Here is an 18,338-nt window from a genome sequence, read left to right on the forward strand (position 1 = left end):
GAGAGGCGCTCGTAGCGTGCCGTGAGCGCCTCCAGAGTGTGCTACTCAGCAGCACCGCGATGTGGCACCTCGATGCAGCGATTGAAGCCCTAGATAAGGAGATTGAAAATGAAAAAAATTAGTGCGCTAGCTCTGGTGACCGTGGCACTGGCGCTCCCCCTCGTAGCGTGCGGAGCGGACAGCGACGACGCTGACAGCGGTGAGGGGCGTGGTACCGCCCCCTACGCCGCGGAGGCATCCCCACGCGGAGAGGAAAGCAGCTCTACGGTGACCTACACCTACGAGGACACGCGCAGATCAGACGGGAGCGTGACCCCTCCCAGCACTGGAGTGATCCCAGCGCCCCGCCAGGGCGTGATGGATCGATCCTCCGACGATGCACGGCACAGCATCAGAGTGTCGCCATGGCAGGAGCCAGAGGAGTGGGACACTCCACTGCTCGAAGCCGCACAGTAACCCCCCAGCCGCCCCAGACCCCTCTGGGGTGGTTTTCTTATACCCAAAACCCCGCGAACATCCCCGAAAACTCGTTAGGGCGCCCACAGGGGCGCTGTGGGGGATCCTCTGGGCAACCACAAGGGCGAGGTCGCTAAAACGCTCCAGAATCGCTCCTGGCACACCCACTGGCCACAGAGGAGGGCACCAGATACGCTGGACCCCATGACCATCGACGCTCAAAATCTCAACCGGCGCATCGGAGAGACCATCCGCAGGGAGCGTGAACGCCGGGAGATAACCCAGGCGGAGCTCGCAACGCGCCTGGGGGAGGTCATAGGGGAACCGGTGGCACGCATGGCGGTGGGGAGGATCGAGGCCGGCACTCGACCGATCACGCTGCCGGAAATGAAAGCGGTGGAGATAGTCCTGGGGTTGTCGCCCAAGGACCTCCTAGAGGGGCGTCGAGCGATCAAGGCTTTTACCCTCCTGGATGATGCCACCGAGCACGCACTGCTGACACAAACCCGCATAGAGAGGGAGTCTAGGGAGAACCAATTTTGGCTGACAAATCTCCAGCAGGGCAGGGCGGCGCTGACACGCGTACTGGCTGTCGCGGAGGGGGTTGACACTACCCCGGAGTCACTCGACGAATTTGATCGCAGCATTGCCCTGGCGCTGATCGTCCTGGGAGAGGCTGGGGTGCCGCTGCCGGCCTACGCAATCCTGGAAATGTTGGGGATTCCTGACTCATTTTTCACGCCAGTCGAGGGGGAACTGGGAGCCTCGGATCTTGCCGCGGTCATCCGCGAGCAGTGCAACATCCCAGATTCATAGGTTGACGGTTATAAATCGACAGGTGTCGCGAATCGCGACAATCGCGACACGGAAAACCCTAACCGCGACAACATTTGTCGCGGTTATTTTCCCAGGTCAGAGTGGGTGTTTTTGCTAATCGCGACAACGCGACAACTTTGCCTCGATAAGGCTGTCGCGGAAGTGTCGCGATTTATTTTTGGATAGTTTTTGTGTTGTGGGTCACAAATATTGGGGGAGTGCTCCTTATTGGAAGTAGTTACTTCTTAGTATTATATATAGGATTTACTTATAAATAGTGTATATAGAGAAAAAGAGAAACCCCAGGTCAGAAGCCTGTACCTCCTCGACACCCATGAGTCTCGGAACTTTTTCCGACGAATCCGCGACATCGCGACGGGTATGTGCGGTCAAAAGTTGTCGCGATGTCGCGATTGGGCTAAAAAGGTGCGCTGACCTGCAGAAATAGTCGCGACAACCTGCCGTCGCGATTCAAAAAACGCTGTCGCGATTGTCGCGATTCACGTGAACAGTACCGCATAGTTGATAACAATTCCGTAACAATTTTAAACACCTGAAATGCTCTAAAACCGAGCATTAATTGGGTAAAAGGCTTGGTAAAACCGCGATTGCAGGGGTCGCTTAGCGTGTTTAAAGGTGCTGCGACCAGGGTAAACCTGGAATATCACACAGGCGAGCAGCGTTACACAGTGTGCTACAGTAAAGAGCATCACCCCCAAATGGAAGGAGTCTTCTTGTGACCCCCGAACGTCTTACCCACTACTACTCCGTCGCCGAGGTCGCCCACATCCTCGGCGTTCACCCCGGCACTGTCCGCCGCTGGATCCACCAAGGAAAAATGCGGTCAGTAAAACTTCGCGCCAACGGCGAGCACCGCATCTCCAGCGATGAGGTCGCGGCCCAGCTGACGCCCGAAACGCCGCACACCGCGGCATAACCCCCCCTAACGAAAAAAACTCCTCGACGCTGCCACGTCGAGGAGCCTACAACCCCAAAAGGATTTTTTTACCGTGACCCCTACTGTATCAGACGGTCAGATTAGTCGCCTACTAGCGGCACACGGGCTGACTATCGACGATCTCAGCCTCGCGGACCTGGAGATAGTGAGTGACTGCCTGTATCTCCAGGACGCAGAGCGCGAGATCCAACGCATCGTGTATGAGCGCGCACAGGAGGCCGCCAAGGTCCTGGAGCTGCCAGACGGCACCGACGAGTTCTGGGAGTCGCGCCCCCTCCTACAGCACATCATGCACACCGCCGCAGGCTGGCGCTGCTCACCCTACGCCGTACTCGCGGGCGTCCTCGTCAGCGTCGCCAGCGCCGTCGGCCCAGGTGCCACCTTTCCAGGCGAAGGCAGTCTAAATTCGTTTTTCCTCCTCACCGCAGATAGTGGTGGCGGTAAGGGTAAAAGCCAGCGCGTCGCCAAGAAAGTCGCGAAAGTTAAGGGCTGGGGTATGCGCCCCCTCTACGGCACACGCATCCCCGCAGGTACTGCGGAGGGACTCGCCCGCGCCCTCTCACGCGACCTTATCGAGGAGACCGACGACGAGGGGAACCCTACCTCTGACGAGCCTCAGATGGGGCCGGCAAAAGCGATCATTCTCGACGTCCCAGAAATCACTGCTCTCGACGGGAAAATGGCCGCTCGCGGAGGCGACAGTATCAAAGGGAACTTGTGCGCGATTTGGTCAGCCGAGCGTGTCGGCACCTCCACTGCGTCGCGGGAAAATTTCATCAATGTTGAGGACGATTCGTACCGATGCTGCATGATTGCCGGCGTACAGACCGAAAACGCCGAGAGTCTCCTCTCTGACGCTGTGACTGGGCATGTGCAACGGATGGTATGGCTACCAGCCACCGCAGGTCAAGGACTCGTGGATTTCGCTGGTACCCCCCCGCGCCAGCACCATCACCCCGATGGAAATTCAGCTACCCGAGGGTATCCCTGAGCTCGGTTCCGATGAAAAATTCGATTTGACTGTGGCTGATGAAATCATGGCTGAAATCGATCGATTCGATGTTGCGGTGCAGGAGCGTCGTATCAAGCCGGGTTTAGATTCGCACCGATACCAGATTCAGCTAAAACTTGCGTGCCTTTTTGCTCTAGCCGACAGCCGCGCCAACGTCACGAACGAGGACTGGGCCCTGGCTGCGCACCTCATGGCTGTGTCAGTAATGGAGCGCCAACGCTGCCAACGGGAAATCGAAGCAGGCAAACTTCGCACCATCCAGGAAAAAGCACGCCTGGATGCCGCCCGCTACAGCGCACAGCGCGCAGAGAACGAGCGTCAGCTGGCCCTGAAAATCTTCGACGCACTTGACGAACTGCAGACTGGTAGTATCCCTGAAATTTGCCGACGCATCACGGGTAGTCAGCGTGCGCAGGCCAAGTCGATGCTAGAGGAATGGCGGGCTGACGGCACTCTGGAGGTGGACACCTCGGGACGTGCAGAGCGCCTGTACATGGGGCCGAATGCGGCAGCGAAACGTAGTCGCCTACAGGAAGGCAAGTACTAAAAATGCCGCTACCTGGTGGTTCAGACCCGGTAGCGGCACCCAGCAAATCTCTCCAAAGATTTACTTTTTGCATCTCGCATAGAAAGGTTTTTTCGAGATGACCTCTACATCATACACCACCAGCCCGGACCCCATCCCGCTACCGACCATCGCAGCGTGGGAGCGCGAGCACCACCCCACGGTCGCTACCTGCCCGCTCTGCGACGCTGCTGGCTGGGTTGAGGTCCCAGGCCCTACGCTCACGCTCATGCGCTGCACCCACGACCGAGGCAAAAACCGCGCGGCCATGTGGCGGGCGCACGGGCGTCAGCAGGAGCTCGACCGACTCGCCCGCGAGGATCACGCGGCGTTCGCCCGCGCGGCCAGTGCTCGCAGCCGTCGGCTAGCCGCGGAGGAGGCACACCGTCGGCGCTCCGCTGCAGCACGACGCGGCTGGGAAACGCGCCGCAGCCGGCAGGTGGCATAACCCCTCACCCCCATATATCAAGCGCCCCTCTCTGGGGCGCACAGAAAGGAAAACAAATCTCATGTCTTTTACCGCTTGGTTTGATACTCCCGAATGGCCCGTCGTCCAGCGCGTCTACGAGATGCCGCAGGTGCAGGCCGCGGTGTCTGATGATCTTGACCACGACAGTGCGACCTCGTGGGAGCAGGTCGTGTGGCTGGTGGCCCGCTACGGAACCTCACTGGTCATGCCGTTTGTCTACGCGCCTGTGGTGGCCCTGTATCAGGAGTACGGGGATTCCCTCGACGAGCTTTCCGACGAGGATCTTCTCGACCTCCTCAGTGTCCGCAAGAACTCCTGGGATACGGAGATCCTGGATGACGTAATCGATAGCGCGCTAAGGCACCCGCAGACGGGGGTGGAGGTGTGGTAAAATGTGGACTATATTCCCGAACCGGGGGTGCTCCATCAACCCCCCCATCTTCCACTAGGAGAATCGCATGACAAACCTTTTTGAGTCCATGCAGCAGTCCGCCCAGCGCCTCCAGCGCGCACAGGAACAGTACGAGGCCGCAGCGCAAGCCTACGAGGACGCCCGAGAGCAGCTCGACGCGCAGCGCGACGAGATCAAGAACTACCGTGCGGAGCGCATCTCGGAGCTGCGTGAGCGCCAGCGTCAGGAGATGGCCGCACTACGTGAAGAGATCAACGTGGCCGAGGCGGAGACGCTCGCCGAGCCGCAGGCCGCAGTGGACGCTGCCGCAGCCCAGCACAACCGCGCCTTGGACGAGTGGCGCGCACAGCTCGACACCGAGCTGGAGACGAAGGTTTTCACTCATGCGCACCTCGATGCCATGGGACTGGATCGTCCGAGCAGCCACCGCCCTGTGAAGGTCCGTTCTCAGTCTGGCGCTGACCATGCCGACGACACCTCGGACAGGGAGGGTGACGAGCACTCGGAGGCCGCATAACCCCCCCTGCTTTTAGCCCCCACCGGCAATCGCCAGTGGGGGTTATTTTTATGCCTAGCGGAGGGGGTGGGGAGGTGCTGAAAAATCCCCTCTCCAGTCGCTCCTGGTGTGGCGTGGGTGGGGGTTGTGTGGGTGGTGCGGTGTAGGACGCACTAGGTAGGAATCTGGGTGGTGCAGACCCCTCCGCACCACCCAGATTTGTCACTGTGACGATAGGGGGTGGGGCACTGGGGTTGAGGTGTGTGAAAAGTGAGGGGTTGGAAAACTGGAATTCGGAGGGGTTGTTTTTAGAATGCGGTATGGAATGGGGCTTGGATGATCCCCTGGAGTGCTCCCTGGAGTGGTTTTGTTCATGTATTCCCCCAGCGGAAGTCGGACTTTTAGGATAGGAAGTCTAACTTTTCGCCTAGGAAGCTCAACTTTTGAGGTGGGTAAAGCCCTAGGAAGTCCGACTTGCAAAACGCGAAAAACCCCTCTGGGAGGGGCAAAACCCAAGGTCAGCCCCCCGCAGGGGGCTTTCTTTTTTATGCAGTAGCCGCCATCGCCTGCCGGTAGTGCTGACCGAGGACCGCCGCGCGGGCACGAACCGTCACCCCCGACATCTCCAGGTAGGAGCCAATGCTGCCAGCGCTCATACCACCCACATGTAGAGCCGAAATGATCGCAGATATAGTCATCTCCATCTCGGGTGTCCGGCGCGCGACATGCAGCACTCGGGTCAGCGTCACAATGTCGTCGTTCCCACGGTCGTCGAGAACTCCCAGCGTGGTCGCTATCGCCTTGATTTTCTGCTCAAGATCAGGGAGAAAATAACCAAGAAAATCGCGACCCGATGCTTCCCTCTCCCGGCCGACATTTTCGCTCCTGTACACTCCCTCTGCGCGAGGCTTTGCGGGCTGTCGGCACCACTCTGTGATGCCCTTACTGCCAACCCCCGCGGCTAGCCCTACTGTGAGCTGTGGGAGTCCCCGTGCGAGGAGAGTAGCGGCGATTCGGCGGCGCCACTGTCCGCGCTGAGGATCAGTTGCCTCCCACGCGTACTGCGCGGCGGTGGCGGCCTTCGTTGCCACCGTCTGCCAGGGGACGTCGTCGGCTAGCTTGCGAGCGTCCTGTATTGCCATGAGTGCAGCGTCGGCTGCGAGTCGTGCTTCGTGTATGTCGTGACTAGGCATGGTGTGCGTCCTCCTGTGGTGTGTGGGGGGGTAGTGGTAGGTGGTGTAGGTGCTGTCGTCTGGGGTGTCATCGCCCCCGTAGGCGGCGCTGAGACTGTCGTAGTGTGCAGCCTCGGGGAGAGGCGGCCCAGCGAGATCGGTGGCTCCCACCCGCGCCCAGGGCAACTGGCTGAGTTCCTGGCACGTGTAGAGATGCCAGTCGGCGGGCAACTCATCGTCTTTTTTGCGTCCTGCGGGCTGCACCTCGGCATCGAACATCGGCGCGATGCGGGGAGTGAGCGCCGGGATGCTCTCGTATGCGGGCTGGAGGGTGCCCCACGCGTCGCGAGTGGCGCGATTGGGGGCTGTGCGGCCAGGTACGAAGCCGAATGGGACTGCGACTCTGCGGGCTGCGGCTTCGCCGTCGCTGCCAGTGGTGACCGCCACGCCCTGACCAGGTTTCCCACGAGGGATCTGGGCACTCAGGCTCTTTGCCTCCTCGTAGACATTACCTGCGACGATTTGGAGCGTGTGGGACTCGGGCACGCCCAGGCTCAACCTGCACTGTATGTTGCCTCGCATCTTGCCTGGGAATGTGCCCGCATAGAGAGTCTGGGATACGAACACGCAGTGAATTCGGACCGCGCGCGCTTTCTGTAGCACCTGCGTTAGCTGGGCTTGTACGCCCTCCCACCCAGAGTTTTGCGGGTGGGATTTGTCCGAGATTCCCTCTACGAAGGCCCCGAACTCGTCGAAAAGCAGCACGATCGCGCGTGGCTCGTATGTCTCCCCACGAGTCGCTGCGGTCTTCTGCCGACGGTACCGCGAGTCCATCTCTGCGTGGATCCACTGGAGGGCGCGAACGTGCTCGGCGTCGCATGACGCGTACATGACGACGTTGGGGAGCGCCTGCACCAGTGGCACGTAGTCGGAGCTGCCCTTGCCGTCGCAGATGATGAGATCGGCTCCTGCCAGTGCGCAGGAGGTTGCGAGCCATGATGCCCAGGTTGATTTGCCGGCGCCGGTGCCACCGCCGATCATGGCGTGTGGTACCCGTGCCATGGGCTGAGAGAGGATCTGCCCGTCTGCGGCGCGTCCCTGCACCCACGCCATGTGTGGGTAGGCTGAGAGAGCGCCTGCCACAAAATCCTCTGGTGTGGGAGCGTTGACATGTAGCTGCTCGCTGGCTGTGGGGATCCATGGAGTGATCTCCTGGGGTTTCGCGGGTGAGGCTAGACCGACGACATTCGGGGCGATGTCCACCAGGGTCACCTGCTTTTTCATCTTTGCGCGGATCGCCGCGAGTTTCCCCTCCCATGCTTTGAGTGGCTTGGTGACAGGGGTGCGGAGCAGCATACATCCCCTGCCGTCAGGGAGCAGTCGGAAAGCGATGGGATTCGGGATAGTGATCGTCTCGCTGCTGTCCTGCCTGCGAGATACCTCGCTGAGCCCCAGGCGGTGCCAGGTTTTGCCCCAGTGCGCCTCTGTGCCGTGGTACAGGTCGATGAGTTGTGGTACTGCGGTGGAGAGCTGCCGGTAGGCGAGGGCGCCCGCAAAGTCCCCCTCTGCGACCCCAGAGGAGGTCACGTTCGGGATGCCTGATGCGCGGAGCGCCGCACCTGCAGCAGCCCCGTCCTGCCCCTCAATCTCCAGCAGCAGGTGCTCACTGGTGACCTCCAGGCGCGTCACGCTACTGACCCAGGAGGCTCCAGCGGGGATATGGCCGCCGAGGCGCTCGATCGTGTCGCGCACTTCCTTTTCTGGCACTAGACCAGCGCCAGGCGACCGCACGAAAGCACCGCCGTCAGCGGGCACGTCGAGGGCACCTACAGCGGCGCGAGCACGGGCGAGGTCGGACACGAACCGCTCTACGAGCCCCTCCTCTGACTGTGCCTCGCCGCCGACCTCGGAGGTCACCCTTAGGAGATCTTCTGCAGTGTCGGGGACAGCAAACTCTGTCTCTTGTTGTGATTCTTGGAATCGGTCAAAAAAATCGGGCACGTCAAATCACGCTTTCGAGAATCGCGGCCCGGCGGGTTTTGGTGGTTCCGGGGCCTTCGGAGGTTTCGCGATATGCACGTTGTAGTGCTGCGCGTTCATGCTGGTCAGGAAGAAATAGAATCCGTCTGCGGTGCGCTCCGCGCCGCAAATTCCAGTGATCCTGAGGTCATCGGCAGTCTCCAGGGCGAGCGACTGGAGCTCGTCGGTGGTGAGCAGCGCCGGTACCGACAGGCCGACTATGACGTCACCCGATCCATCGTCGTCCAGCACCAGTTTCGTTACCTCGATGTCGTGCCCGAGGGGCGCGCGATCTGCTGCGAGCGCCACGGCTGCGGCCTGGCGGATGGTGCGCTGCAGGCGGTCAGTGTCGAGACCGGCTGCCGCTCCTGTGCCGCTCCAGAGGCGGTGCGCGGGCGACTCCAATGGCACACGGTAGGAGATCTCCTCGGTGGGGTCTGTGCCGGTGCGGAGCCAGCACGCGCCTCCTGCGAATACCCAGAGGATCAGGGTTAGCCAGAGACTGACACCCATGAGTATGAAGCCAAGGACGCCGCAGATGACCGCGACCCGGGCGAGCGAGCTTTTGTCGTCTGAGTCGAGAATAGGGGTGGCAGTACGCAACTCCGTCATGGGGGAGTCGCTGTCCAGTGGGGGTGTGATGTAGTCGGGGGTGGTGGGCAGCTCCGGCATGGGGATTGCGGCGGGCGGCTCGGGGGTGTGGTCGGCGCCGAACGGCTCCGGGATTAGAGGTGACATCATTCTGTGTCCTCCGTGAGATAGCGAACGTCGAGCAGGTGCTCCAGCCCCTCGGTACGCCACAAAAGCATGGAGCGAACCCGCAGGTCAGGCTCCCGGATTTCCCCACTGGGAAGTTCGAGCCTCTTGGCCTTGTAGAGGGTCGAGGGGTTGATCCCCAGGCATAGCGCCAGCCTGCGTGTGGACAACATTTTCGGGATGTGTGAGGTGGTCGAGTCCCCCTGCGTGGGGGTGTTATGAATTTCACTCATATTCCACATTTTACCACATGCGGCACCCCCTTTGGGGGGTCTGCAAGGGGTGGAAAACCGGAACCGAGTTGGTACTTTATTGGTACTTTTTCACAATCAATTCTGTCGCGCGGAGCAAGGGGGTACCCCTGCTAATTTTTCATATTCGCAGCTATATGGAGTGCGCGGGGGTAGTAAAAATCGCGAGCAGTCGTGATGCCGTAACAGTAGGTTACGGGTTCGAGTCCCGTTTCCGGCTCCAAAACCCCAGTCCAGGAAGTTTTCCGGCCTGGGGTTCTTTGGTTTAAAGGAGAAAAGTAGGGGGTTAAGTAGCGTGAGGGGTGAAATCGTCTAACAGAACGTCCGCATCCCTTCTGCCCCGTAAGCCGGCTTAGAAGCTGGAAGAACCACCTGAACCGGAAAACCCCGAGCTAAACCCGCTGTTGACGCCGCCGCTACTAGAAGAGCTGTCGCGGGCAGTGGTGGCATCGCTATCCCAGGTGCTCACGACATAGAAGGGCACGTAGCCGTGGTAGCCGGAGCCAGCGAAGAAATTAGAGTCGTAGATGCGCGTGCGCTCGGGGCGCTCGTCGGCCTCATTGCGCTTCTGCAGCTGGGACTGCACGTGCTCCGACAAGAGCGCGGAGCGATCCAAGAGTTCTAGGTAGCGCTCCATGAACTGCGGATGGTGTGGTTCCTTGGATAATTCAGTGGCGGCATCTTCCAACTCCTTCGCGTGGCGCTCAAGCGTCGAGTCGATGCTTGCGGCCAAGTAGCCTGCCTGTGCCAGATCCTTCCCCAGCTCGTAGAGTTCATAGCGGCGAGCATCCGCATCAGCGTTCTCAATGCGGTGCAGCTTTTCAATATTGACCTCAGCGGTTTCCACGCGCTCGCACAGTTGGCGCGCATTGGCGATGAGCTCAGAGCGTGAGCGGAATTGCTCATCTGGCGCATCCGCCGGAATCGACATGAGGGAACCAACCTGGCTATCGATCGCTAGGAAGTCATCGCGCAAACCCTCCCAGTCCTGGCGCAGGCGCTCATCCACCAGTCCTGATTGGAGCGAGTGCGCTCGAATATCAATCTCCCTTAGCCGTTGCGCCACATCGGTGTAGGTCTGCGACACGTAGTCCCAGTCCTCGCGTGCCTGCTGTGCCTGCTTCTGTCGGCTGCGGCGTATACCGCCGGCGAGGCCGACACCAGCGCCGCCAACGCTCAGGCCCGCCACCCCGAGGCCAACGGCCGCCCCCATCCGATCCTCTTTTGCGCCCTCGTACTGAGTATCCGCAGCACGGTCTACGTCGATTGCAGCCGCTGCGCCAGCAAAGAGGCCAGCAGGAATGTTGCCATCCCGCACGCCCGGCTTAATTGCTTCGATGGACTGTTTCAGATGGCTGTCATTCTTGCGTAGCTTCATTTGAGCAGCCACGTCCTCACCCGCGAAGACGAAGGCTTGGCGCGGATCAAGGCCCACGCCGACGAAGACCTGGCCATCAGCAAACTTATCCTTGCCGATGAGCTCCTGGTGGTTATCGCGCAGGTACTCCTCTACGGAGTCATTAACGTTTTCCTTGTTCTCGGCAAAGACCATGTAGTGCAGCTCTTGGACCACGTCAGGGGCGGCGATCAGGGAGACATCGCGAAGCATGCGCTCTTCTTCCTCTGGGGTGAGCACATCGTCCGGGTCCATGATGTCAGCCTGTACCTCACGCTGCGCAGTCTTCATGACGTAGTCGGAGCGCTCGGGCACATCGAGAATTGCCAAGCAGGTGCCCGCACCGACACCTCCGAGAAGTAGGCCGCTCACTGCTGCTGCGCCGATGATGGAGCCGATGGAGGTCACTTTGGAGCTGCGGTTGGCTGCAAAAGGTTTAATATCGCGAGAGTCGGTCACGGTGATTCTCCTATTCGCGAGCGATTGGCCCCGCCAATTTTATCCGGTCTAAGGGGGCCGGGGCGGGGAGCAAAGGATTCTTTTGAAGGCAGATTAAAGGGCAATGCCTGTCGGGGGCTGGGGCGGGGGAATTTTCTGTCACTTATGCGCACGTTGTCGGAAGTCCCGGTCGACATATGGATGAGCTTTCCACTTATGGCCACGCTGCTGCGTATCGATAGGTGAATATTGCATCGATAGGACAGCGCAACACCGACAGCCGGACAGCGCAACACCGACAGCCGGAAAATCACAGGCCACGGAGCGTTCACATCTGCAACTCTAGCCCCATGCTTCACAGGGGTTGCATGCGCATGTAAAGTGGACTTTGTTTTTAAGTCATAAGCGCCGATAGGGCTGGTCTCGGGGAAGGGCCTGCGCTATGGGCGCTTTTGGCATTTTTCTGCAAAACCTTCCAGAAAACCCCACAAGCTGGGGTGATTTCTCTGAGAAAAATATTCTACGATAGAGCCATGTCAGAGGTGCTCTTTGTCAGTAGTTCAAACATGGGACTCTCACGCGTACTCGAAGGGCTGCTGCGGCAAGCTGCCCCAGGCTTGACAGTTTTGTCAGCAGGTATCAGCATCGATGATGATGACCGCGGTCTGGATGAAGACGCGCGGCGTGCGCTCTGTGAGGTGGGGGCACGGTGCGATGGCGATCCTCATCAACTCACGCCGTCTCTCGCAGACAGTGCGGATGTGGTCATTGTTGTGGGGAAAATCGACGTTTCGGACTACATCGCGCCAGATGTAGAGACTGAGCGCTGGGAATATGATGACCCAGCTGACCGCGGGATTTATGGTTATTCCCGCTACGCGGAATTGCGGGATTTCTTCACTCTGCGCGTCAATACGCTGGCGAAACGGTTTGCTGCCTAAATAGTCGCTGTCTTAATAAAAGGTGGGGCGCGGGAACCGTCGTAAAGCATGCGCTGAAGCTGACACACTTTTGTTTTCTGACAATAATGCCCGCGTTCGCCCGGTCAACACCTAATGTAAGTAGTTATGTCTATTGGTCCATCGCTGCGACGCACCCTGTACAAACTTGCTGAGAAAGAGATGTCCCCGGCTAAGGCAAAGTTCTTGCTGAACATTTGGCCGCCGCTGTTTGGCACCGGCATCCGTATCACCGAGATTGCGGATGACTGGTCTGAGGGACGATTGGAGCTGCGCCTAAACGCTCTGACTGCGAATATGCATGGCGCGGCATTTGGCGGTGCACTGTTTTCGATGACGGATGTGCTGTTTGGCACGCTGGTTATGCAGCGCCTGGATGTCAAGAAGTACGAGGCGTGGACGCGAACTGGGTCGTTTGAATTTATCCGGCCGGGTAAGAATGGTGCGTACCTCGAGGTAGAGGTGCCGGATGAGATGGTCGAAAAGCTTAAGGCCGAAACCGAAGGTGGCTATTCGACGGTCGTTCCATACACCTCTGTAATCCGAAACCGCGATGGTTCCCTGGTCGGTATTGGTCAGCAGGAGCTCTACGTGCGCCGTCGTGGTCGTAAGAAGCCGCCGGCCAATCCGAATCAGCAGGATCGTGTTGCCGGTGAGAACCTCATCTCTGCTGCTCGCACTCTTGCGCGGCTGGGGATGCGCGGGGTGGAAAACCGTGATGTGCTCGTCCAGCAGGAACGCACCGCACGACGCTGCATTTCGCCAGAGTCGCGTGCAGTCGCATGGCTCCACGGGGTCCTCGAGTACGGCGATGTCACTGTCGACGACTACCGCGCCGCAGGGCTTCCCGACGTCGTCATCGAGGCCCTCACCTCCGATAACCCCTCGCCAGCCGCGCAGCAGCTGCTTGCGGATGTCGTCACCGCGCGCGAGTCGCTGACCAAGTTCTAGGTCGAAGCCCTACGCCAATAGCCGAGTGATTAGGTCGATCACCTCGGAGTCTGTTTGCTGCTTCCAATGCGCAACAGACCTGCCCTCCAGCTCGGTTTCGAGCAAAACAGTTTGGCTGTCTGGCAGGAAGCTCTGCGCGGTATCGGACCACGGAATGACCAGGTTGTCATGGTGGCTGATGACATTAATCCAGTCAGGTGCGGCTGCCTTGCGCCCTCGGAGGTGCGGGGCAGTGTTGGCTGCAGGAAGTTCATATTTTCCTGCAGCTACCGCAATCTGATCGGCTAAAGCCTGTCCCATTAGCCAGCGGGCAGGAGCCCCATTCCACCAGCCCAAAATGCGGGAGATCTCAGTCAGATTTACACCGCCGACAGATCCCGACACACTGATGACACGTCGAAACGAAAAACGCTCGCATTCATGGTTTGCAAGACGCGTAAACAGCAGGAAAGCCAGTAGCCCACCCTGCGAGTGAGCCACAATATCGACCGTGTCCGAGTTCGTTTCAGTGCAGACTCCGTTGATATAGGACTCGACCTCGGCGACAGAATCTACAAGGGCAGCAGTGCCACGGTCTCCGTAGGCCGGTACATAGACTCGGCGGCCGAGGGTACGGAGACCGTCGGCAAGCGGTGCCCACGCGCCGGGACTATCGAGCGTGCCATGAAGTGCGATAACCGGAACGGGGTCTCTGAGGTCCCCCGACGCTGGACTCGGATTTGGTGAGGACGGATGTGCGGCTGTCGGTGGGAAAATCCGCGTTAGGAGCGGTCTATTCCGCATGCTCGATTGGGTCAAAATCCTCGCCTACCAGCTTGAATAGTGCCTCGCGAGTAAGTGCGCGGGGACGCCAATCGTGCGCCATCTGCTCATGCAAAATTATTGCTTGAGGGAACGTGTCCTGCACATAGAGATTGGTGACCATGCCTGTGTCACCATCATCCAAGAAACAGGACTGTGGCGGGGAAATGAGCTGGTCATACTTGGTGGCAATGCAGGTGTAAGTAACACCGGGACCGAGGATATCGTGGGAATTGGAGTTCAAAACCATCTTTGAACCCGTGAGCTGTTCCAAACCGGAAACGCCCCAGTAACTCTGAACGAAGTTGCTCATCAGCGACTTTGTGCCGGGGATCTTAGTGATACTGGAAGCGATGCCGCCCAGATTGGTGCCGTGATTGGGCGCGGCAAGGCAGACAACATGCTTGATGTACTTGGAAATGCGCAGAGAAAGCAGAGTGGCAATTAAGCCGCCTTGCGAGTGCCCCACGATAACGGCGTGCTTTGCGTCAGTGGCGTGCAGGACAGCCTTGATGTAAGGCACGAGCATGTCGATGGACTGATTGATGGGGTCTGTTGCACGGTGTCCAAAATCTGGCGCGAAGACAGCCCAGCCATCCTCCCGTAACTGACCGCCGAGGGTCTCCCAAATACCCTTGACCTGGCCTGTTCCATGCAGGAGGATGACCGGCCACGGCCGGGATTTGGACACTTTGGCTCCCCAGTTATCTTCGAAAACACCGCGCAGCGGACGGAAGATGGCATAGGGGAGCGATGCTGATCCTTCAGCTGCAGCCGGTTTTTGCGCCTCCGGTTCCTGCGCTTCAGGGGCAGGAACCGGAAGTTGTTCTTCCCGAAAATCCTCGTTTGAAGCGGCGATTAGCGCACCAACTTTCCGTCTTCATCAGTCCCGAGGACCTTCCGTAGCTTAGCGGCGGCCTCATCCATGGACTCTGCGGAAGGATTGCGATCGACCGACTGGAGGTTGTAGCCGGACATGTCGTGGGCAGGGAAGATATGGATGTGGGTGTGCGGAACCTCGAAGCCGGCGATGAGGTAGCCAGCACGTGGAGCGTCAAAAGCGGAGACAACAGCCTGACCAACCTTGTGGGCAACCTCATTGAGGTGAGCCCACAGCTCAGGCGAGGCATCCGTCCACTTGTCCACCTCTTCAATAGGGACAACCAGAGTGTGACCAGGTGCGATTGGCTCGATGGTCAAAAATGCGACGACCTTGTCATCGCGGTAGACAAAACGACCGGGGAGTTCACCGTTGATGATCTTGGTAAATACTGTGCTCATGTGCCAAGGGTAACCCGAATAGCGGATTGAGGGGTTGGGCGCGATGAGAGTTATCCGGGCTGATTAGTAAGATGATTGCTATGCGCATCCTCGTAATTGGCTCCGGTGCCCGTGAGCACGCCCTGTTGTACGCAATGAGTAAGGACCCGCAGGCTACTGATCTTCACGTAGCCCCTGGTAATGCGGGTATGAGTGAAATTGCCACCATGCATCCACTGGTCGTGGATGACCCCGCTGGCGCTGTTGCGCTGGCCAAGGAAATTGGGGCCGATTTGGTTGTTATTGGCCCGGAGGTTCCGCTGGTCGCGGGTGTGGCAGACGCGCTGCGCGACGCTGGCTTTGCAGTTTTTGGCCCGAACGCGGACGCGGCTCGGATTGAGGGGTCTAAGGCTTTCGCTAAGGACGTCATGAAGGCGGCTGGAGTAAAGACCGCCTCGGCAGAGGCCATTCAGCCGGAGGCTTCCGATGAAGACATCGAGGCCGCCATTGACCGCTTTGGTCCGAACTGGGTCGTGAAGGATGACGGTCTGGCTGCTGGCAAGGGCGTTGTGGTCACTAAGGACCGCGCTGAAGCTCTTGAACACGCAAAGGCGGTGCTGGCAGCCGGTAACCCGGTGCTGCTGGAGTCCTTCCTGGATGGCCCGGAGGTTTCCCTGTTCTGCCTGGTCGACGGCGAAACCGTCGTCCCGCTGTTGCCGGCTCAGGACCACAAGCGCGTCGGTAATAACGACGAGGGGCCGAACACCGGTGGCATGGGCGCTTACAGCCCGCTGTCCTGGCTGCCGGAAGGCGCAACTGAGCGCATCGTCACCGAGGTCTGCGAGCCGGTCGCTCGTGAAATGGCCGCTCGCGGCTGCCCGTTCCAGGGTCTGCTGTACGCGGGTCTGGCCTGGGGCGAGGACGGCCCGGCTGTCATTGAGTTCAACTGCCGTTTCGGTGACCCGGAGACCCAGGCCGTGCTGGCGCTGCTGGAGTCCCCGGTGGCGCAGCTGCTCAACGCCGCTGCTACCGGCACATTGGCGGACTTCAGTCCGCTGTCTTGGCGTGATGGGTACGCTCTGACTGTTGTGCTGGCAGCTGAAGGCTACCCGGTGTCGACGCGCACGGGCGATGTCATTGAAGGTGCAGAGCCTGGTCGTGAGGCAGATGGCATTCTCCACGCAGGTACTGCCCGCAATGCTGCAGGTGAGCTGGTCTCCGCTGGTGGCCGTGTGCTCAACGTCATCGGCGTTGGTGACACGCTGGAAGAGGCTCGCGACAAGGCGTACGAGACCATCAAGACCATTAAGCTCGAGGGCTCGCACTACCGCACCGACATTGCACTACCTGCAGTTGAGGGCCGCATTTCCATTTAAATAATGCTCGAGGCGGTCAGGCTGCACTCGAATACCTCACTGGTGCACCCACCCGGGCTGAATTGGATTTCCCGGGGGCCTCGGTGGCTGCAAAGATGAAGGTATGCACGCCGAATCTCCGCAGTCGCCAAAGTCGTTGCAGTCACCGCAATCACCGCAGCCGTTAAACTTCTCGGGGCCTCCGCAGGCATCCCAGCCCGAGCGCGATCTAGCATCCCGCCGCAGTGAGGTCGCACCTTTCCATGTGATGGATGTTCTCGCGCTCGCACAGGAGCGTCAGCGTACTCACGGTGACGCTCTGTTCCTCTGTGTGGGGCAGCCCGCGACTGCGGCCCCGGCTGCCGCGATTGCCCGTGCTCGTGCCGATTTGGAAAATCAGGTTCTGGGCTACACTGCGGCCGTCGGCACGCCTGAGCTGCGCGAAACCATCGCCGCCTGGCATCGTGAAAACTACGGCACGGCCACGGAAGCTGCCGATGTTGTCATCACCACCGGTTCTTCCGGCGGTTTCGTGGCACTTTTCCTCGCAGCGCTCGACGTCGGCGACGATATTGTGCTCGCGCGCCCGGGCTATCCCGCATACCGCAATACTCTGCAGGCGCTCGGCGCCAACATTGTCGAGATTGACTGTGGTCCCGAGACCCGCTTTCAGCTCACTGTCCAACACCTGCAGGAACTTCCGCGCGTGCCCAAGGCCGTGATCGTCACCAGTCCGGACAATCCCACTGGCACCATTATCGATGCCGACGAGCTGCGTGCCATTGCGAAGTGGTGCGAGCAGCACGATTGCCTGCTCATCTCCGATGAGATTTATCACGGCATTACCTATGGTCGAAAGTGCGCGTCAGCACGCGAGTTTTCTGATGCGGCGGTCGTAGTCGGCAGTGTCAGTAAGTACTTCTCGATGACCGGCTGGCGCGTCGGCTGGCTCATCGTTCCAGAGTGGCTGCGTGCGCCCCTGGATCGACTCGAAGCCAACCTCACTGTCTGCCCACCGGCAATTTCGCAGGAAGCGGCGGTAGAGGCGTTCAGCGCCGAGTCCATTGCCGAGCTCAATTCGCACGTGAGGCGTTACGCGCGCAACCGCGACGTTTTGCTCGAGGGGCTGCCCCGCGTCGGTCTCGGTAATATCGCCCCGCCCGACGGCGGTTTCTATATCTATGCCAATATCGCAGGGCTTTACGACGACCCGAACTCCGTCGACTCCATGACATGGGCTCGGGAACTGTTGGCTGCAACGGGCGTGGCCGTTGCCCCTGGAATCGACTTCGACACAGAGAACGGCCATGAGTGGGTTCGCCTCTGCTTCGCCGGTGAGACTTCCGAGATGGAAGAGGCTATTCGGCGTATTGGGGCGTTCACTGGTCGTGGTTAAGCGGCCGTTAGCGACGTTTGCGATGTGATTTACCTCACCCTTTCAGGGGTGTTTTTGAGGTCGGTTGAGATAGGGGCTCGGTGGACGAATCGCTGCTTTAAATCCTGTGTCGGTAACCGCTTGCTGGGCTGATGTTGGGGCAGTTTTGGGAGGGAGGCGTTGGGGCTCTGTTTTCCTGACTGCTCGTTCGCCGTAAAGGCGGAAAAACTGCCTCAGATTGAAGGCTTCGTGGCTGCGGCCACATCCAGCGAGGCTAGGGTTGAGTTGATAGAGGGGTGGGATGGCCTTCACGGTAGTGGTTTCGGCGGTCGGCAGCTCTGTCGGTGGGCTATTTATGCTGGCAGTGGGTTCTTTTTCTTTAACTGGCGCTGGGGTGGACCCCTGGGAAGCTGGTGGCTAT

At 59.7% G+C, this 18,338-nt stretch carries 19 protein-coding genes; 12 read left to right on the forward strand and 7 right to left on the reverse strand.

Annotation, left to right across the window (positions count from 1 at the left end):
- The first annotated feature begins 108 nt into the window (after nucleotides 1-108).
- The 8 genes from HMPREF2651_RS10340 (at nucleotide 109) to HMPREF2651_RS10375 (ending at nucleotide 5,205) form a co-directional block, all read left to right on the forward strand.
- Complete coding sequence (locus HMPREF2651_RS10340) at nucleotides 109-456, forward strand: hypothetical protein (RefSeq protein WP_049180928.1); 348 nt, start codon at nucleotides 109-111, stop codon at nucleotides 454-456.
- A gap of 204 nt (nucleotides 457-660) precedes the next feature.
- Entirely contained in the window at nucleotides 661-1,272 is a 612-nt protein-coding gene (locus HMPREF2651_RS10345) for a helix-turn-helix domain-containing protein (protein WP_141746500.1), read from the forward strand.
- A 736-nt stretch (nucleotides 1,273-2,008) separates the two neighbouring features.
- Nucleotides 2,009-2,209: a helix-turn-helix domain-containing protein gene (locus HMPREF2651_RS10350; RefSeq protein WP_049180926.1), complete on the forward strand. Its 201-nt coding sequence runs from the start codon at nucleotides 2,009-2,011 to the stop codon at nucleotides 2,207-2,209.
- A gap of 73 nt (nucleotides 2,210-2,282) precedes the next feature.
- A complete protein-coding gene (locus HMPREF2651_RS10355) occupies nucleotides 2,283-3,221 on the forward strand; it encodes a hypothetical protein (protein WP_049180894.1) in 939 nt (312 codons plus the stop codon).
- A complete protein-coding gene (locus HMPREF2651_RS10360; protein ID WP_049180893.1) occupies nucleotides 3,190-3,789 on the forward strand; it encodes a hypothetical protein in 600 nt (199 codons plus the stop codon). Before HMPREF2651_RS10355 ends, HMPREF2651_RS10360 begins: the two co-directional genes overlap by 32 nt.
- Before the next feature lie 97 nt (nucleotides 3,790-3,886).
- Nucleotides 3,887-4,255 carry a hypothetical protein gene (locus HMPREF2651_RS10365; RefSeq protein ID WP_049180892.1) on the forward strand — a complete coding sequence of 123 codons (369 nt, stop codon included), beginning with the start codon at nucleotides 3,887-3,889 and terminating at the stop codon, nucleotides 4,253-4,255.
- Between the two features lie 61 nt (nucleotides 4,256-4,316).
- Nucleotides 4,317-4,667, forward strand: coding sequence for a hypothetical protein (locus HMPREF2651_RS10370; RefSeq protein WP_049180891.1), 351 nt, complete (start codon nucleotides 4,317-4,319; stop codon nucleotides 4,665-4,667).
- A 67-nt stretch (nucleotides 4,668-4,734) separates the two neighbouring features.
- Entirely contained in the window at nucleotides 4,735-5,205 is a 471-nt protein-coding gene (locus HMPREF2651_RS10375; RefSeq protein WP_049180890.1) for an OmpH family outer membrane protein, read from the forward strand.
- Nucleotides 5,206-5,729: 524 nt separating this feature from the next.
- Here the strand turns inward: HMPREF2651_RS10375 and HMPREF2651_RS10380 are convergent.
- From HMPREF2651_RS10380 to HMPREF2651_RS10395, 4 genes are all read right to left on the reverse strand, one after another.
- The gene (locus tag HMPREF2651_RS10380; RefSeq protein ID WP_070586056.1) at nucleotides 5,730-8,357 is read right to left on the reverse strand and encodes an FtsK/SpoIIIE domain-containing protein; all 2,628 of its coding nucleotides are present in this window, start codon (nucleotides 8,355-8,357) and stop codon (nucleotides 5,730-5,732) included.
- 6 nt (nucleotides 8,358-8,363) lie between these two features.
- Nucleotides 8,364-9,116 carry a hypothetical protein gene (locus tag HMPREF2651_RS10385; protein WP_049180887.1) on the reverse strand — a complete coding sequence of 251 codons (753 nt, stop codon included), beginning with the start codon at nucleotides 9,114-9,116 and terminating at the stop codon, nucleotides 8,364-8,366.
- Nucleotides 9,113-9,364 (reverse strand): hypothetical protein, encoded by a 252-nt coding sequence (locus tag HMPREF2651_RS10390; RefSeq protein ID WP_049180886.1) that lies wholly within the window; start codon nucleotides 9,362-9,364, stop codon nucleotides 9,113-9,115. The genes HMPREF2651_RS10385 and HMPREF2651_RS10390 overlap by 4 nt, the downstream gene beginning before the upstream one ends.
- Nucleotides 9,365-9,734: 370 nt before the next feature.
- Nucleotides 9,735-11,237 (reverse strand): hypothetical protein, encoded by a 1,503-nt coding sequence (locus tag HMPREF2651_RS10395; RefSeq protein WP_038626562.1) that lies wholly within the window; start codon nucleotides 11,235-11,237, stop codon nucleotides 9,735-9,737.
- Between the two features lie 545 nt (nucleotides 11,238-11,782).
- Between HMPREF2651_RS10395 and HMPREF2651_RS10400 the strand changes: the two genes are divergently transcribed.
- Nucleotides 11,783-12,157: a hypothetical protein gene (locus HMPREF2651_RS10400; RefSeq protein ID WP_141737486.1), complete on the forward strand. Its 375-nt coding sequence runs from the start codon at nucleotides 11,783-11,785 to the stop codon at nucleotides 12,155-12,157.
- 126 nt (nucleotides 12,158-12,283) lie between these two features.
- Nucleotides 12,284-13,126 (forward strand): PaaI family thioesterase, encoded by an 843-nt coding sequence (locus HMPREF2651_RS10405; RefSeq protein ID WP_038626554.1) that lies wholly within the window; start codon nucleotides 12,284-12,286, stop codon nucleotides 13,124-13,126.
- 9 nt (nucleotides 13,127-13,135) lie between these two features.
- Here the strand turns inward: HMPREF2651_RS10405 and HMPREF2651_RS10410 are convergent, their stop codons facing one another.
- The 3 genes from HMPREF2651_RS10410 to HMPREF2651_RS10420 form a co-directional block, all read right to left on the reverse strand.
- Nucleotides 13,136-13,909 carry an esterase/lipase family protein gene (locus HMPREF2651_RS10410; RefSeq protein ID WP_049180884.1) on the reverse strand — a complete coding sequence of 258 codons (774 nt, stop codon included), beginning with the start codon at nucleotides 13,907-13,909 and terminating at the stop codon, nucleotides 13,136-13,138.
- Entirely contained in the window at nucleotides 13,899-14,618 is a 720-nt protein-coding gene (locus tag HMPREF2651_RS10415) for an esterase/lipase family protein (protein WP_038626550.1), read from the reverse strand. Before HMPREF2651_RS10415 ends, HMPREF2651_RS10410 begins: the two co-directional genes overlap by 11 nt.
- Before the next feature lie 167 nt (nucleotides 14,619-14,785).
- The gene (locus HMPREF2651_RS10420; protein ID WP_038626548.1) at nucleotides 14,786-15,208 is read right to left on the reverse strand and encodes an HIT family protein; all 423 of its coding nucleotides are present in this window, start codon (nucleotides 15,206-15,208) and stop codon (nucleotides 14,786-14,788) included.
- An 80-nt stretch (nucleotides 15,209-15,288) separates the two neighbouring features.
- On the opposite strand from HMPREF2651_RS10420, the gene purD reads away from it, so the two are divergent.
- Nucleotides 15,289-16,563, forward strand: a complete 1,275-nt coding sequence (gene purD / locus HMPREF2651_RS10425; RefSeq protein ID WP_038629163.1) for a phosphoribosylamine--glycine ligase — start codon at nucleotides 15,289-15,291, stop codon at nucleotides 16,561-16,563.
- A gap of 247 nt (nucleotides 16,564-16,810) precedes the next feature.
- Complete coding sequence (locus HMPREF2651_RS10430; protein WP_038626546.1) at nucleotides 16,811-17,938, forward strand: pyridoxal phosphate-dependent aminotransferase; 1,128 nt, start codon at nucleotides 16,811-16,813, stop codon at nucleotides 17,936-17,938.
- Nucleotides 17,939-18,338 lie beyond the last annotated feature (400 nt).

The sequence above is a fragment of the Corynebacterium sp. HMSC063A05 genome, from assembly GCF_001809695.1.
Taxonomy (GTDB): domain Bacteria; phylum Actinomycetota; class Actinomycetes; order Mycobacteriales; family Mycobacteriaceae; genus Corynebacterium; species Corynebacterium amycolatum.